This is a genomic window from Clostridium sp. Marseille-P2415, from assembly GCF_900155545.1.
Classification (GTDB): domain Bacteria; phylum Bacillota; class Clostridia; order Lachnospirales; family Lachnospiraceae; genus Lacrimispora.
On record NZ_LT732526.1, the window covers coordinates 2,079,510 to 2,096,289 of the forward strand.

Genomic DNA, 16,780 nt, shown 5'->3' on the forward strand with positions numbered 1-16,780 from the left:
TTGATTTTGTTTTCTTTTGTTGATGGCTTTATTATATATCATCCGGCTTTATTTTGCAAGACTTTTTTATTAATAAACAATAAATTATTTATTAATTATCTAATTGTATTAGTTTATTTTGATTATTTAATTATTTAGCAAAATTTGTATGTCACAAATATTTCAATTCTGATCGTTATTTTTTTATCAATCCCATTGTGTTTTTGTAAAATTATGGTATAATGTGCGAAAAGGACTAGTAAAAGGAGAGAAATTATGAGCCAGCGCAATTTAACTTTATTAACTGACCTCTATGAGTTAACCATGATGCAGGGGTATTTCAAAGAGAAAGATGCCAACGAGACCGTAATATTCGATGCCTTCTACCGCAATAATCCAGGCGGTAACGGGTATGCGATCTGCGCAGGCTTGGAACAGGTTATTGAATACATCAAAGATCTCCATTTTGACCGGGACGATGTGGATTACCTTAGATCCACCGGCCTGTTTGAAGAGGATTTTCTGGAATATCTGCATCATTTTAAATTTTCCGGCGACATCTACGCCATCCCGGAGGGAACAGTCGTATTCCCGCGTGAACCCCTGGTAAAAGTCATCGCCCCTATTATGGAAGCCCAGTTAATTGAAACAGCCTTATTAAACATCATCAATCACCAGAGCCTGATAGCAACCAAAACAGCACGGGTGGTATACGCGGCAGCCGGTGACGGTGTTATGGAATTCGGCCTTCGCCGTGCCCAGGGACCGGATGCCGGAATTTACGGTGCCCGCGCTGCCATGATCGCCGGTTGTATCGGTACCTCCAACGTTCTGGCAGGCAAGATGTTTCGTGTTCCCATAAAAGGAACCCACGCACACAGCTGGATCATGAGCTTTCCGGATGAACTGACCGCATTCCGGAACTATGCAAAGCTCTACCCTGCCGCATGCATTCTGCTGGTAGACACTTACGATACATTAAAGTCCGGCGTCCCCAACGCCATTAAAGTATTTAAGGAGATGCGGGATGCCGGCATTCCTCTTTCCACTTACGGCATCCGTCTAGACAGCGGAGACTTGGCTTACCTTTCCAAAAAAGCTAAGAAGATGCTTGATGCGGCCGGATTCCCGGATGCAGTCATCTCCGCTTCCAATGATCTTGATGAAACCCTGATTAACAGCCTTAAAATCCAGGGAGCTGCCATAAACTCCTGGGGGGTCGGAACCAATTTGATCACCTCCAAGGACTGTCCTTCCTTTGGCGGCGTCTATAAGCTGGCAGCTGTCATGGATAAAAAGACCGGCCAATTTGCCCCTAAAATCAAGCTTTCCGAAAATGCCGAGAAGATCACCAACCCGGGCAACAAGGCAATCAAGAGGATTTACAGCCGGGAAACCGGCAAGATTATTGCAGATTTAATTTGTCTGGAAGGGGAAATCTTCAAAGAAAATCATTCCATGCTCCTCTTTGACCCCATTGAGACATGGAAGAAAACCCATCTGGCGCCCAACACCTATACCATCCGGGATCTCCTGGTCCAGGTATTCAAAGGCGGGGAGTGTGTTTATCCATCTCCTTCGGTAATGAACATCCAGTCTTACTGCAGAAAGGAGCTGGCTACACTCTGGGATGAATCCCGCCGCCTCGTAAATCCCCACGAGGTTCATGTGGATCTGTCCAATGAGCTTTGGCATATGAAGAATCAGCTGTTGGACAGCTACCATTTCAGGGATTAATAAATCTATCCGGATATCGGTTTCCCTGTCCATTGTTCACAATCTGGTCATAATATTTTTACAACCTGGCCAAATATTCTTCATATTTAACCGATATACTAAAACCATCAGAAAAAGATGTTGCCAACATACTTTGAGATAAAATTTTTTTCATAATTGCCGGTATTTCTCGAGGGAATACCGGCTCCTCCCTTTTTTAGGGGTCCAAATGGATCTTTCCCCTCTATATCTGTTTTTTTACGATCGTATATTCATCCCCAAACCGAAAATGAGGACATCCGTGATAAGAATTACTTAAGAACTGCATCATCTCATCCTCGTCCAGATTGATCTCACACTCATAGCATTCATATTCTTCATTATAATGATAATACATGCAATATTCACAGCTATTTCTCTGAGCCATATCCACGCCCCCTTCTTATCCGTTTTTCCTATTATAATAACCTGCGCCAACTGCCTTTTTGAGAAGCTTTACGATCGTTTCATCAAGAATCCAGGCAGCAATCAGGGAAACCAGAAACGTAAGGGCTGTCTCACAAAGGATTCTTGGCACATAATAATGCCTTATGGAAGTCCTCTCCACCAGCCCCCTCACAAACTGTCCCAAAACCAGATAATGGATCAGATAAATGGAATAGCTGTACCGGCTTACAAAGCCGGCGGCCTTTACGAGGACAGGTATCCTGACATTCCCGAAAGATTCAAAAAACAGAAAGATGGCCAATGCCATGGCAATCATAGCCGGGGCCAGGTCATGGATGCCTGGGGTAAAGTCCGGCATAAAGCATTTCTGGAACATGGTTATACCAAAACCTGCAATACCCAGGATCGCAAAAGGCAAATAATGTCCGCTGTGATACAGTCTCCTGCATGCATAGCCAAGGATGAAATAAATAACCCAGCCCTTGAATACCATGTATTGCAGACTCTCTCCCACTTCCAGGCCCAAAGCCGGCAGATAAGTGCAAAGGCCCTGAACCACCAGCATAAGGCCCAGAAAAATCTTTAATTCCCTGTCGCTCATGGCCTTCAGCATGCGGGCCAGGAAAGGGGCGCAAAGGTATAATGCCAGAATAACATACATAAACCACATATGGGAGGCCATGGGGATGGTCCCCGTCAGAAGTCCCTTCATATAAGCCGCCAGGTGCTCCTGCCACGAAAGGCTCTCTTCTCCCAGATATAACTTATAATACCAGTAATAGATTCCGCTGTAACATGCAAAGGGAACAAAAATAGTCTGGAACCGGTTCCGGTAAAACTTCGGAATATCCTCTGTTCCGGATTTCAGAATGAACATGCCGCTGAGCATAAAATAAATGCCGACAAAAGCCAGGAGCACAGGCATAAGGGCTGCCGATAACAGCCATTGCCTGGAATTAAGCGTTTCAGCCGGAATGGCATGAACCATAATGATGGCAAAGACCGCCAGAGCTCTTAAGTAATCGTATTGAATTTCACGTTTTTTAAGTTCCACTTTAATGCCCTCCCTGCTTCCTTCCTGCTTATGAAGAAGTATAGCATATAAATTCCGGTTTTGACAAATTTTTTATTTTATAAAAAAAGGTGTAGACAAATGGAATTTCCTATGGTATTATAATGAGGCTGTCAGAAATGGCACAGAAAAACGGCCTATTGGTCAAGCGGTCAAGACGCCGCCCTCTCACGGCGGAAACCCGGGTTCGATTCCCGGATAGGTCATAGAATGCGTTTTGAAACCTGATTTTTATAACAGAAAAATAAAGAAACATGGGTGAAGCGCCGGAAATCCGGTTTACACCCATGTTTCTTTTATTTCTTATTTTTTTGATATTAAACCAATGCTTTTCCAAGATCCCTGCATTCGGCCTCTCCGTCTCCATCGGGGGCATTATTGCAGATCACGCTGTCATGAACCAATGCTGCACCATCTCCTTTGCAGGTTTCCTCCCAATTTCGCATCCATTCTCCGTCTCCCCAGCCGTAAGAGCCAAATAATGCGATTTTCTTTCCCTGAAGCTTAGATTCGCAGCTCTGAAACAGGGGCTCGAACTCGCTGTCTTCCAATTCCTCGCTGCCCATGGAAGGGCAGCCGAATGCCACACTGTCATATTCATCCATCATATCTGCGCCAAATTCCGCTGCCGTAAATAAAGAAGCTTCTGCTCCTGCTTCTTTTGCACCTTCTAAAACCTTTTGGGCCATTGCCTCTGTATTTCCGGTACCACTCCAATAAACAACTGCAACTTTACTCATCTTATCCTACCTCTTTCTTTTTATTTATTTGTTCAGGCAGCTACGGTAAGCTGCCAGACAGTTCTTCCATTTTGCCAAAGGCGTGCATAAACAGCCCTGCATTTTTGATACCTGGCAAATGTTTTAACAGCCTCGCACTCATTGCAATATACCTTCCAGCAGCCGATGCATTTACAGTTTTTTCCTGCATTCCGGATAAATCCGATCACATCGCCAAGCGGATAACCAAGGAAAATCCCGATCTCATGGGGAAATGCCCCTTCCTGCTTCAGCCGCTCAATAAGCCTGCCGAGTACATATTCTATTTCCATGTGCTCATAACCGTATTTCCGAAGAAACTTACTTACCCCCGGCCGATTCAAATCAGCCTCAAGATGGGATTTCCGATAGACATAGATAAGCGCTTTGTTTCTGCGCCTGGATAACGACAACAGCGCGATCCCTTTCTCTCCCAGCTGGCTGTTTAAGACGGCCAGCTGCTTTTCCAGTTCTTCTTCTGATGAAAAGGAATGATTGAACAGGCCTGCTGTCTTGATTGATGCTAATGTTGGGGAACAATATTCAATTAGTTGCCTTTCAAGTAACATATCCGTACCTCCACAGTCTTAATTTGTTTCCCATTGTCCCTTCGGAACGGCTGCAGTACTTTCGGTATGGCCGCTTTAGTTAGTTTTAGCTAACTACTATATAAATACCATACTTTGTTTTATCATTCAATACTGATTTTGCTTAATGGGAAATTTTCTACTATAGGATAGTATCTGCAGCGGCGTCATGTATACTTTTCCAATTTCTGTCATAATTTCTTCATTCATTTCATAATTTCTTTAGAACCTGGTCAAAATTCCTTCACATTTTTCCTGTATGATAATTTCATAAACATAGAAAAAAACACAAAGCGGTCAGAGAGCTTCCATACATATGTTTTAACTAAGTCGGCGGAGTTGCACTGAATGGCTTCTTTGCCGGCTCAACCTAAAAAAAAGGCCGGAGTACAGCAATGGGCTTCCGGAATTTACATAGATTAAATGGACCGCTGCCCGGCTGACAAACAACATCAGCAGGGCAGCGGTCTTTTTATGGTATTTTAAAAATAAACAAAGGACTTTTGACTGTACCCTAGTCAAAAGACCTTTGTCGCTAACTCGCTTTTTAATTCCTTAACTGGAACTGGTCGGTCAGGGCCTTTAAGGTCTGAGCCTGACCTGTCAGTTCTTCACTGGCAGCTGAATTTTCTTCAGCTGTAGCCGCATTTGTATCAACTACCTGTGCGATCTGGCTGATTCCGCTGTCGATCTGTATGATGGATTCAGCCTGCTCACTTGATGCAGAAGCAATGCTGCCGATCTTCTTCTTAATAGAATCTGTTCCTTCTACCACGATTCCAAGTTCTTTTGCAGCGGCATCTGCCACTACGGTTCCCTGTTCCACTGCCTTTAAGGAAGCCTCTATCAGCTGGGAGGAACTGTTTGCCGCTTCTGTACTCTGCCCGGCAAGCAGGCTGACCTGATTGGCAACCACAGAGAATCCCTTTCCGGCTTCTCCTGCTCTTGCCGCTTCAATGGAAGCATTTAAGGCAAGAAGATTGGTCTGAGATGCAATTTCATTAATGGTCTGAATGATCTTGCTGATTTCCTGAGAAGTCTTTCTGATGGAATCCATGGCACCAACCATCTCCTGCATCTTTTCATTCCCATAAGAAATCTTTCTGGTAACTTCTTCCACTTCATCGTTGATTTCTACAGCATTCTGAGCATTTTCTGAAATATGTCTGGTGATATCCGTTACGGTCTCAGACAGTTCTCTTATGATGCCTGCCTGATTGGCAGAGCCATCTGCAAGTGACTGTGCAGACTCTGCAATCTGTGCGGACCCTCCTGAAACCTGACTTACAGAAACGGCAATCTCTTCAAAGCTTCTGGAAATCTTAAGGGTAAAACGTTCAAGGGAGTTTTCGATATTCTTAAAATCTCCAATAAATTCATTGGTAAAACCAACATTGAAATTCCCGTTTGCCATGCTTTCCATTACATTGTCAATATCCTCGATGTAACCTGCGATTTTGTTGATAGAGGTTCTTAATCCCTGGGCCATCTGACCAATCTCATCCCCGGATTCATAGGTGATGACTGTATGCAGATTTCCTTCTGCGATATCTTTGGTAGCCATCTCGATTTCCTGTAATGGAACTACGATGCTCTTTGTCAGGCGCTTAGCAAGGAATATGGCAAGAACCAGAGAAATAATGGAAAAAACAGCCAGTAATGCCGTTGCCAGATTCTCTACAACTACGCTGGTTTCATATTTCGCCAATGCATCCTTATCCGATGCAGTTCCGATTAAATCAAGAGAATCTGCCAGCGCTTCGGAAGCGGAATTAAATGTGGCGCTGTAATAATTCATGGCTTCCTTATTTTTGCCGCTTTCCAACAGCTCAAGCATACTGTAAGCATCTTCTTTGAATTGCTCAAATGCCGTTACAAAGCTCTGGTCGCTTCCTTTTCCTAAATTGGTATTGATCACAGATATGTAGCTGCTGATCTTTTCAAAACGTTCATCAAGATCTTTTTTCTGCTCCTGGGTCACTGAAGCATCATTGCTGATTATGACCCAAAGAAGCCTTTTATTAATGGTCTGTACGTCTTTACGGATTTCCATCTGTTTCTTTGTGGTTTCATACTGGACATAAAAAAAAGTTTTCATATTGCTTCCAATTGTACGAAAACTAATGAGTGAAAATGTAGATGAAATAAAGATGATTAAAACCAACACGATAAAAACTCTGTTTAATCGCGTGGATATTTTTAAATTATTTAGCCTTTTCATGGTTATCCCCTCTTTGTTCAGACTTTATAAGTAAAAAACTTGTCGACATTTTCATTATAGCAACAAATCATTATAATTCAACTTAATTTTTATTAATATTTGGATTTTGTCAGCCAAATTTTTAATTGGAAATATATGGTATTTTGGTCAAATTACCTATTAAGTACTGCGGGTAAAATGACGAGCCACCTATAAAGAGAGGGGGTATTTGTATATGATACTAACATTAACAGGAAGCGGTTCTCATACCGCTTCCTGTAAGAAATCTTCTTTTATTTTACAAGATAACCGCCGTCTACGGGAATTGTGGTTCCATTTAGGTAGTCGGATGCGGAGGAAGCCAGGAACAGTACCGGTCCCTTCAAATCTTCCGGTGTTCCCCATCTCCCGGCCGGAATCCTTACGGTACATTCGTCTTTTCTTGCCTGAGTCATATTGGCACACATTTCGGTGTCCATATAGCCAGGACAGATACAGTTGATGTTGATATTGCGCCCTGCACAATCCACGGCCAGGCTCTTGGTCAGCTGGGATACGGCACCTTTGGTGGCTGTATAAGCCGGAACCATAGTCCCTCCGAACCAGGTAACCATGGAACCGATGGTAATGATCTTTCCCCCTTCAGGCTGTGTAAGCATAACCTTCAGGGCTTTTTGAATCATAAGGAACACATGATTTAAATTGATGTCCACAACCAGATCCCACTCATCCATGGGGAATTCCTCCGGCAGATGCCTTCTCTGGATTCCCGCTGCAGGGATGAGTACATCCAGCCTCCCTCCAAGAATTTCCATTGATTCATTGAAAATGCGTTTTAAATCTTCCCGGTCTGCCAGGTTACCTTCTACCCCGTACGCTTCATAACCCTTTGCCTGATACTCAGCCACCACCTGCTTTAGTTTTTCTTCCTGCACATCCACGAGTACCACTTTGCAGCCTGCTTCTAAAAGACCTTCTGCCATTCCGCGGGACAGCCCCTGGGCCCCTCCTGTTACGATGCAGTGTTTTCCTGTCACATCAAATTTACTGGAAATCATCATTTATCCTCCCTTAATCAAATAAAATTACGGTTTTCTTAACAGCCGGATCCGGGTTCTCCATGTTCTGGAAGACCTTCTCAATCTCGCTGAATTTAACAAATGTAGTGGCCAGGCCTTCCAGCCGGTATTTGCCTTCGGCCATATTTCCCGCCACAGGCTTAAACTGGTAAGCGCTCATGCGGCTTCCGATGATATCCAGCTCCCGCTTATTGATGTCCGCCTGACTGAAGCTTTCCGGCTTATCTGAAAATCCCATGGGAATCACTCTCCCTGCATTGCAGACAATGCCAGGCTGCATCAGCATGGTTAAGCTTCCGGGAAAACAGGCGGAATCAAATGCTGCGGTACAGCCATGCCCGCCTGTGATTTCCCCAATCCGCTCTATGAGGTTCTCAGTCCTGCTGTTGATGATATGATCTGCTCCGAAATCTTTTGCCCGTTCCAGGGAATCCTGATCATTGTCACAGCAGATCACGTTTGCACCGATGACCTTGCACGCCTGAAGGATAATGGTTCCAATGGTTCCGGTCCCAAGGATAAACACCGTATCGTCGGCCTGTATCCGGCCCCGCCTGGTGCAGTGGGCGCCAATGGCAACCGGCTCAATCAGGGCAGCGTCCTTCCATGGGATGCTCTCATCAATTTTATAGACGTCATCCTCCGGCGCTGTAAAATACTCCCTCCAGCCGCCATCTGTTCCGCTTCCCCTTACAAGAACATGCTCGCACACTTCTTCTCTTCCGTGGGTGCACTGATAGCACCGGCCGCAGGTAATAATCAAGTCCACGACCACATGATCTCCTTCTTTGACACTGGTAACATTTTTTCCTGCTTTTGCCACAATTCCTGCATTCTCATGTCCAGGGACCAGAGGATAGCTGGAACAGGGATTTTCTCCCCTGTAAATATGTAAATCGCTTCCGCACACACCGGCGGACTTCATCTGAATCAACACTTCATTGTCCCCCGGCTCCGGAACAGGTACTTCCCGGATCTCATAATGAAATGGGCTGGTAATCACACAAGACTTCATGTTTGTCTCCTCCTTATTTCTTCTATTATTAAGGTGTCTGCAATGCTCCATCCCGGCGCCTGGTCTGGGTCCAGGTAACTACCGTGTTTTCACAGGGATATTTCGCAGCTTCTTTTTCATTGATGTCCACGCCCAGGCCTGGCTTATCGTTGGCGTACACATATCCATCTTTAAATTCCGGCAGCCCCGGAAACACTTCTAACAGTGCTCCGTAAGGTCCCTTTAAATTCTGAATCACAAAATTGGGCGGTTCGATCCCAGACCATTCCTGCACGCCAAAGTTGGGTGCCGCTAAGTCAATGTGAATATTGGCGGCGTGTGCCACCGGTGACATATCCCCCGGCCCGTGCCAGGCGGTTCTCACACCAAACTGCTCCGCAAAGATCTGCAGCTTTCTGGCCGGCGTGATCCCTCCGATCTGGCTTACATGTACCCGGATAAAATCAATGAGACGCTCTGCAATGATCTGCTTCCATTCCACTCCGTTGTTAAACAATTCCCCTTCTGCAATGGGAATGCTGGTTTGACGGCGCAGGTTTTTAAGCCAGGGGAGCTGCTCAATCGGAACCGGGTCCTCCAGGAAGAACAAATCAAAGGGTTCCAGAGCTTTTGCCAGCTTGATCGCCTCCACCGGTGCGATCCGTTCATGGACATCATGAACCAGATTCATATCATAGCCGATTCTTTCGCGGATTCCTTCAAACAGCTTCACAGTACTCCGGATATATTCTCCTGAATCCAGATAAACTCCGTCCAATGCACCTGCCGGAGCTGTCTTCGGAACGGTTCCATAACTGTCCCCGCCGTATCCGCCGCACTGGCAGCGGATATTGGTAATTCCCATTTCCTTGAACCGCAGAATATTGTCACATACCTCTTCCACATCTTTTCCATCCGCATGGCGGTATACAGGAATTCCTTCCCGGCATTTTCCGCCAAACAGCTGGTACACCGGCATTCCTGCCATCTTACCTTTAATGTCCCACAGGGCCATATCCACGCCGGATATGGCGTTATTTTCTATTGGTCCGTTCCGCCAATAGCCGTTCTGGTGCATGAGCTGCCAGATGTCTTCAATCCGATCCACATCCCTGCCCATAAGAAGAGGTTTTAAATACTCTTCCACCACAACCTTTACAGCCAAATGGCGGTAAGCAAAGGTAGCGCAGCCAAGCCCATATAGTCCCGGCTGATTGGTTATTACTTTTACAACCACCAGGTTAATTCCCTCGGGGGCTGTTAAGATCACCTGAATATCACTGATTTTCGTATCCATAGTTTCCTCTTTCCTGCCCATGTTTTTTGGGCATAAAGGTATGCCCGTAGGGCGTTCCTCTTTCCTGCCCATGTTTTTTGGGCATAAAGGTATGCCCGTAGGGCGTTCCTCTTTCCTGCCCATGTTTTTTGGGCATAAAGGTATGCCCGCAGGGCGTTCCTCTTTCCTGCCCATGCTTTTTGGGCATAAGATATGTGTTTATTCTACCATGCCGGCTTCCACATTCCTGGCCTTTTCCCTGGCTTCCTCATAGAAATGACAGGCAACACAGTGTGCCGGCTCTACCTCAATAAGCTCCGGCTTCTGAGTCCTGCAGATATCCCGGCATAGAAAACACCTTGGTGCAAAGCGGCAGCCTTCCCCAGGATTAATGGGGCTTGGAACATCTCCCTTTAACACAATCCGGCTGGTTTTCTGCTGAAATTCAATCTTAGGAACTGCAGATAACAGGGCAATGGTATAAGGATGAAGGGCATTTGCGAAGATATCGTCCGTATCTGCAATCTCTATGATCTGACCCAAGTACATAACTGCCACTCTCTGGGAAATATGCCTTACCACGCTTAAATCATGGGAAATAAACAGGAAGGACAAATTCATCTTCTTCTGCAGATCCATGAGAAGGTTAATGATCGTGGCCTGAATGGACACATCCAGCGAGGATACGGGCTCGTCGCAGACAATAAATTCCGGCCCTAATGACAGGGCTCTTGCAATCCCTACCAGCTGGCGTTTTCCGCCGTCCAGCTCGTGAGGATATTTTTCCAGCACGTATTTTTCCAGGCCGCAAAGCTCAATGATCTCTTCTATTTTATCCCGGCGCTCCTTCCCGGAGCAAAGACCGTGGATGCGGTAAGCCTCCTCCATAATGTTTTGAATGGTCTTTTTGGGATTCAAAGAGGAATAGGGGTCCTGGAAGATAATCTGAATTTTCTTCCTAAGTTCCATACTCTCACTGCCTTTGGAATCAAGAACGCTGCTTCCTTTAAACAGAACCTGTCCTTCCGTTGCCTTGTGGAGCCTCATGATTACATTTCCGACCGTGGATTTTCCACAGCCTGATTCCCCTACCAGTCCCAGTGTCTCTCCAGGCTTTACGGAAAAGCTGATACCGTCCACCGCATGAAGAATCCCTTTGTTTTTGACTTTAAAATGTTTTTTTAGATTCCGGACCTCAATGACCGGAAGATTCCGATTCTCCATCATTTTCCTTCCCCTCTTTCCCAGCAGGCAACCAGATGGCCTCTGTCATAATCATGTAAAGGCGGCATTTCCTTCTTGCACTGGTCCACGCAGGATCCACAACGGGGATGGAACTTACAGCCGGAAGGCAGGGAACAGGCATTTGCCACATTTCCCGTAATAAATGCCAGACGGTTTCTGGGGCCGCTCAAATTCGGAATCGCTCCCAAAAGTCCCTTGGTGTACCAGTGCTGAGGGTTTGTAAAAACCTCCTCTACGCTGCCGTATTCAATTATGGTTCCGGCATAAATAACCGCTACCTTCTGACAGAGTTCTGCAATGATTCCCAGATTGTGGGTAATCATTAAGAGGGAGCTGGAACGCTTTCTCTGCAGTTCCTTCATAAGTTCCAAAATCTGAGCCTGAATGGTCACATCAAGAGCAGTGGTTGGCTCATCCGCAATCAACAGTTCCGGGTTGCAGGCAAGGGCTGCCGCAATTCCTACCCTCTGCCTCATTCCTCCGGAAAACTGGTGAGGGAAATCATCCAGGCGGTACTTGGCGATTCCCACCAGCTCTAACAGTTCTTCGGCCCGTTTCGCCGCCTCTTTTTTGCTTAGGTTCTCATGCTTTCTTAACACCATGGAAATCTGCTCCCCCACCGTAAACAGAGGATTTAAAGAGCTTAATGGATTCTGGAATATCATGGAGATTTTATTTCCCCGCATTTCTTCCAGGCTCTTTTTGTTCATGTCCAGGACGGATTTTCCATCAAAAGTAATGGAACCACCGGTCACTTTTCCCACGTCATGGGGAAGCAGCTTTAGTGCGGATAAGGCAATGGTGGTCTTTCCGGCCCCTGTCTCTCCAACCAGTCCCAGAGCTTCCCCTTTTTCAATGGTTAAATTGATCCCGTTCAGTGCATGGGCAGTTGCACGGCCTGTTTTGTATTCTACATGTAAATCTTTAATTTCTAACAATGGTGCCATTTTTCGCCTCCATACTTAATCTTTGTTCTTGGGATCCAGAATGTCGCGGACTCCGTCACCAAGGAAGTTAAAAGCCAGTACGATAATCATTAACGTCACGCCAGGAACTACTACGGTCCAGGGAGCAGTCGCTATGTATTCTCTGCCGTCCGCGATCATGGACCCCAGAGATGGATTCGGAAGGGGAACTCCCATTCCCAAAAAGCTTAAATTGGCCTCAGTTAAAATTACAAATCCAATCTGCTGGCTCATTAAAATAATGAGCGGAGTTAATATGCAAGGCAGAATCTGGGTGACCAGTATTCTTGCATTAGAGGCCCCGAGCACCCTTGCTGCCTGAATAAATTCGGAGTTCCGGATTCCCATAACACTTCCCCTCACCACTCTTGTGTAGGATGTCCAGCCTACGATAGCCAGTACCAGCAGAAGATTCGGCACGCTGTTTCCGAAAATTGCCATGACGGTTATGGCCAGTACCATAGTCGGGATGGACAGCTGGATGTCGCAGATGCGCATGATTACATTATCAATGGTTCCGCCAAAATAACCGGCTACCGCCCCCAGCGCCGTTCCGATGACCGCGGGTATCAATACTCCTGCTGCCGCAATCAGCAGGGAAATCCGGCAGCCGATGACCAGTCTTGTAAAAATATCCTGTCCCAGCGCATCGGTACCCAGGATATAACCATTTATTCCATTTGCGAAAAATTCCGGTGAAATCAGGCGTTTCCTTAAATCCGACTGTATGGGATCATGAACCACAAACAACGGAGAGGTAAAAGCTGCAATGATAACAAAAACAGCTATGATCATTCCAATTACGAAGAACTTTGATTTTCTCATCCTCCGCAGCAATTCACTTTTTTTCATGTCAGTCCCTCCCTAATTTAAGCTCATGCGCGGGTCAACCGCCACATAGATAATATCAACCAGAATATTGATGATTACGAACAGGGAAGCCGTTACAAGCAGGATTGACTGGATCAGCGGAAAGTCCCTCATGTTAATAGCTTTTACCGTCAGACTTCCAAGACCCGGCCAGCCGAATACCTGTTCCACTATGATGGCACCGGCCAGCAGCTGACCGATCTGCATACCGATGATGGTAATGGTGGGAAGGAGTGCATTTTTTAACGCATACCGGGTATAAATTTTTAAATTACCGATACCTCTTGCTTTAGTAGCAGTTATGTAATCCTCCTGAAGTACTTCGTACATTCCGGAGCGGAGCATTCTGGTTACCAGGGCTGCCAAAGGAAGGCCCAGGGTGAGTGCCGGAAGAATCAGATTCTGAAAAGAACCGTACCCCTGGGTGGGAAGCACTCCCATAAAAACCCCGAAAAACAAAATAAACAAAAGCCCAAGCCATACCTGGGACATGGACATGCCCAGAAGTGCAAATACCATGGAGATAAAATCGATAACCGAGCCCTTTTTTATACCCGAAATTATGCCCATTGGAAAACTGACTAAAATTGAAACAGCTACCGCTGCAAAGGTCAAAAGCCCGGTTGCCGGAAGGCGTCCGAAGATGAGTTCTCCGCAAGAACGGTTAAAAAAAATAGATGTACCCAAATTTCCATGCAGGACATCAACGACATAGATCAAATATTGCTGGATCAGCGGCTTATCAAGCCCCATTTTGGCTTCCACAGCAGCGATCTGCTCTGCCGTGGCATTATCCGGCAGCATGAGAGCTGCCGGATTGCCCGGGGCCAGGCGCATAAGGCCAAAGGCTACAATTGATACGCCAAAAAGCACGATCATTGCTGAAAGTAGCCTTTTTACCATGAATTGCATAAAATTCTGCATGTTTATACCCCCTGTTTTCTGTCTTAATTTTTCATTACTCTTGAAAGGTCAACAATGGTGTCATTATAAAGCTTGATTCCGCTTAATTTATCGGAATAGGCGTTGATGGTGTCAAGATTGATAAAGTAGCACATGCGTCCGCCGTCATCCATCATCAGAGTAAATGCCTGTTTTAACAGTTCATCCTGCTTCTTTAAATCAATGGTCTGTTTGGCCTGTGTCAATAAGGCGGTAATCTCCGGATTCTCAAGCTGGGTATTGCAGGAATCAGACAGCCAGTGTGTAATCATATGTCTCCATGGGGATCCATTGTTATAGAATACGTTGGAGAATGCGATGTCATAGTCCCCGGCAGAGCGTTTTGTTACAAAGGTTGCTCCTTCCATGATTTCCAGTTTTACATTAAATCCGGCTTCCGTCATCATGGACATTACTGCCTGAAGAACTTCTTTTGTACGCGGTACCTTTCCGTCAATTGCCATAAAGTAGATTTCTTCCCCATTATAGCTGCTTTCCGCCAGAAGCTTCTTTGCAAGCTCCGGATCGTACTGGTTATATTTGCTTTCCAAGTCCTTATCGTATCCTGTCACGCCTTCCATAACCGGCCAATAGGCAGGGGAACCGGAACCAAGGATGCTTTCTACGATCAGTTTCCGGTCAATGGCATGGGTTAGTGCCAGGCGTACATTCTTATCTGCAAACGGTTTTCCTTCTCCGCACTGCAGCGCCATCCAGCTGATGGTCGTACCAGGTTTGGAATCCACCACTACGTCTTCGTTTCCAGACAATACATCGACCTGATCCGGCGGAATGTTGGAAATCATATCAAACTCACCGGTTCTCATACTGGATACACGTGTGGTATCCTCAGAAATCGGTTTATATATGATCTTATCTACGTTGGACTTCTGATCACCCCAATCCCAGTAATCGTCATTTCTAACGAAAACAGCCTCGTTGCCCGGATCCCAGCTGACGAACTTCCATGGACCGGTGCCCGGATTTGTTTTAAATAAATCCTCCCCCTGCTCAGCCAAAGCCTTTGCCGGAAGCATAGGCATATAAGTAAGCTGGTTTAACATATCACCAATAGGCTTTTTACAATGAACGACAGCGGTATAATTATCCGCCACTTCTACGGATTCAATATCCGACCAGAGGAAGTTCATATTTAAGGTATTGTTAAACGCTCCTCTCTCCAGCGTTGCTTTGACGCACTCTGCGTTAAAGTCTTCCCCGTTGTGGAATTTCACACCTTCTCTTAGTTTGAAGGTCCAGTCAAGTCCGTCATCGGATACACTCCATTCCGTAGCCAGGCCAGGTTCATAATTCCCTGCGTGGTCGGTACGCACCAGCATATCGTAAATAAGAAGCTGGATGCTATAGAAGGGAACCACCGGTTGTCCCATGGTATCCCAGGTGTACACATCCTCTGACATGGAGAATGTTACCACATTTTCTCCGTTTTCTTTATTAGCAGAGGATGTCTCTGTTCCGGTTCCTGTTCCCGCAGAATCCCTTCCGCCTCCGCAGCCTGCGAGCGTCCCCATCCCCAGGACTGCTGCCAGTAAACATGAAATAATTCTTTTTCTCATAATTTCGTTTCCCTTTCTCAATACATATTCACACCAAACTGAGCTCGTTGTTGTAACATGAGTATAGACGAATGCCGCCCTCACTGTAAATATCCCATTCTTCATCTGGTTTCCATTATTTATCCAGGAAAGATAAAATATGTTAACAGAACAAAATTTATCAAAAGAATAATTTATTTCAGCACTTGTTATCAAAGTTTAAATCTTATATACTTATTTTTGTAACTTTTGTATATATTTTTTTTTGGGGGGGAAGTGTAATTATCGATGAATCAAAACTTAAAAGATCTGCTGAAAAATTTCAAAAACAAAAAACTCCTGACGCAGCTGTTCACGGTTATGGTGGCTTTCAGCGTTATTCTCATGGCGGTTGTATCCATGGTAGTAACCCATCAGACAACAACCACCTTTATCAATAATAACAACCTTATTTATTCCAATACCTTAAATGTATCCCTCCAGACTTTGGACACCCTATTCTCCGGATTCCACAACTCCCTGACTCACATTACATACGATGCAGGCATTGTTGATTCCGTGGTTACACCTAAGCCTCTGGATTCAGCCGCCAATTACCAGGTCTGGTCTGTCCTTAATGGATATTGCCAGGAAACAGAAGCGATTGAAGAAGTTTATCTTTATGTGAAGGAAACCAGCCAGATTCTTACTTCTACTTATGAAAAATGTTCCTTGGACTCATTCCGGGAAAAAGACCTTGTAGCAAATCACTTTGCCAGCCGTCCCGCCACTACCCTGTTAAAAAGCGGCCGTACTACTTCCATTGAAATGTATAAAGGCAATATTTATATGGTCCGGGATTTCCCGCTGAATGGAGAAAAAGGGCTTGGAACATTATTTATGAAAATGAAGCCTTCCATCCTATACGATTCCCTGGAAGGTGCACAGACATCTTTCAGCTATCTGCTGGCTTATGACAATACCTGGAATCCTCTGTTTCCAGATATGCTTGATTACAGCGTTCTGCCGGATGAAGTCATCAGGGAAATACCTTCTTTCATGGAACAGGGCAGGAATACCCGGTATTTCGGGAACCGGCATTATTTCTTCTGTAA

15 protein-coding genes and 1 tRNA gene are annotated in these 16,780 nt (G+C 45.4%); 3 read left to right on the forward strand and 13 right to left on the reverse strand.

Going from position 1 to position 16,780, the window contains the following annotated elements; genetic code table 11:
- The first annotated feature begins 255 nt into the window (after positions 1–255).
- Positions 256–1,716, forward strand: coding sequence for a nicotinate phosphoribosyltransferase (locus BQ9856_RS14470; protein WP_077611656.1), 1,461 nt, complete (start codon positions 256–258; stop codon positions 1,714–1,716).
- A gap of 223 nt (positions 1,717–1,939) precedes the next feature.
- Here BQ9856_RS14470 and BQ9856_RS14475 read toward each other — a convergent pair whose 3' ends face one another.
- The gene (locus tag BQ9856_RS14475) at positions 1,940–2,122 is read right to left on the reverse strand and encodes a DUF6472 family protein (protein ID WP_077611657.1); all 183 of its coding nucleotides are present in this window, start codon (positions 2,120–2,122) and stop codon (positions 1,940–1,942) included.
- A 15-nt stretch (positions 2,123–2,137) separates the two neighbouring features.
- Complete coding sequence (locus BQ9856_RS14480; RefSeq protein WP_077611658.1) at positions 2,138–3,196, reverse strand: acyltransferase; 1,059 nt, start codon at positions 3,194–3,196, stop codon at positions 2,138–2,140.
- 152 nt (positions 3,197–3,348) lie between these two features.
- Here BQ9856_RS14480 and BQ9856_RS14485 point away from each other — a divergent pair.
- Positions 3,349–3,420: transfer RNA gene (locus BQ9856_RS14485), tRNA-Glu, on the forward strand.
- A 111-nt stretch (positions 3,421–3,531) separates the two neighbouring features.
- On the opposite strand, the gene BQ9856_RS14490 is transcribed toward BQ9856_RS14485, so the two are convergent.
- The 11 genes from BQ9856_RS14490 to BQ9856_RS14545 form a co-directional block, all read right to left on the reverse strand.
- Positions 3,532–3,954: a flavodoxin gene (locus tag BQ9856_RS14490; RefSeq protein ID WP_077611659.1), complete on the reverse strand. Its 423-nt coding sequence runs from the start codon at positions 3,952–3,954 to the stop codon at positions 3,532–3,534.
- Between the two features lie 32 nt (positions 3,955–3,986).
- Complete coding sequence (locus BQ9856_RS14495; protein WP_077611660.1) at positions 3,987–4,541, reverse strand: DUF3793 family protein; 555 nt, start codon at positions 4,539–4,541, stop codon at positions 3,987–3,989.
- A 565-nt stretch (positions 4,542–5,106) separates the two neighbouring features.
- Complete coding sequence (locus BQ9856_RS14500; protein WP_077611661.1) at positions 5,107–6,780, reverse strand: methyl-accepting chemotaxis protein; 1,674 nt, start codon at positions 6,778–6,780, stop codon at positions 5,107–5,109.
- Between the two features lie 272 nt (positions 6,781–7,052).
- Positions 7,053–7,820, reverse strand: coding sequence for an SDR family NAD(P)-dependent oxidoreductase (locus tag BQ9856_RS14505; RefSeq protein WP_077611662.1), 768 nt, complete (start codon positions 7,818–7,820; stop codon positions 7,053–7,055).
- Positions 7,821–7,830: 10 nt separating this feature from the next.
- Positions 7,831–8,853 carry an alcohol dehydrogenase catalytic domain-containing protein gene (locus BQ9856_RS14510; RefSeq protein WP_077611663.1) on the reverse strand — a complete coding sequence of 341 codons (1,023 nt, stop codon included), beginning with the start codon at positions 8,851–8,853 and terminating at the stop codon, positions 7,831–7,833.
- Positions 8,854–8,881: 28 nt separating this feature from the next.
- Positions 8,882–10,129, reverse strand: coding sequence for an enolase C-terminal domain-like protein (locus BQ9856_RS14515; RefSeq protein ID WP_077611664.1), 1,248 nt, complete (start codon positions 10,127–10,129; stop codon positions 8,882–8,884).
- 198 nt (positions 10,130–10,327) lie between these two features.
- Complete coding sequence (locus tag BQ9856_RS14525; protein ID WP_077613385.1) at positions 10,328–11,332, reverse strand: ABC transporter ATP-binding protein; 1,005 nt, start codon at positions 11,330–11,332, stop codon at positions 10,328–10,330.
- Positions 11,332–12,300 (reverse strand): ABC transporter ATP-binding protein, encoded by a 969-nt coding sequence (locus tag BQ9856_RS14530; protein ID WP_077611666.1) that lies wholly within the window; start codon positions 12,298–12,300, stop codon positions 11,332–11,334. The genes BQ9856_RS14525 and BQ9856_RS14530 overlap by 1 nt, the downstream gene beginning before the upstream one ends.
- A gap of 15 nt (positions 12,301–12,315) precedes the next feature.
- Positions 12,316–13,170 carry an ABC transporter permease gene (locus tag BQ9856_RS14535; RefSeq protein ID WP_077611667.1) on the reverse strand — a complete coding sequence of 285 codons (855 nt, stop codon included), beginning with the start codon at positions 13,168–13,170 and terminating at the stop codon, positions 12,316–12,318.
- A gap of 12 nt (positions 13,171–13,182) precedes the next feature.
- Positions 13,183–14,112: an ABC transporter permease gene (locus tag BQ9856_RS14540; RefSeq protein ID WP_077611668.1), complete on the reverse strand. Its 930-nt coding sequence runs from the start codon at positions 14,110–14,112 to the stop codon at positions 13,183–13,185.
- A gap of 23 nt (positions 14,113–14,135) precedes the next feature.
- The gene (locus BQ9856_RS14545; protein WP_159442003.1) at positions 14,136–15,707 is read right to left on the reverse strand and encodes an ABC transporter substrate-binding protein; all 1,572 of its coding nucleotides are present in this window, start codon (positions 15,705–15,707) and stop codon (positions 14,136–14,138) included.
- A gap of 267 nt (positions 15,708–15,974) precedes the next feature.
- Here BQ9856_RS14545 and BQ9856_RS24590 point away from each other — a divergent pair.
- A partial coding sequence (locus BQ9856_RS24590; protein ID WP_159442004.1) for a hypothetical protein occupies positions 15,975–16,780 on the forward strand: 806 nt, incomplete at its 3' end.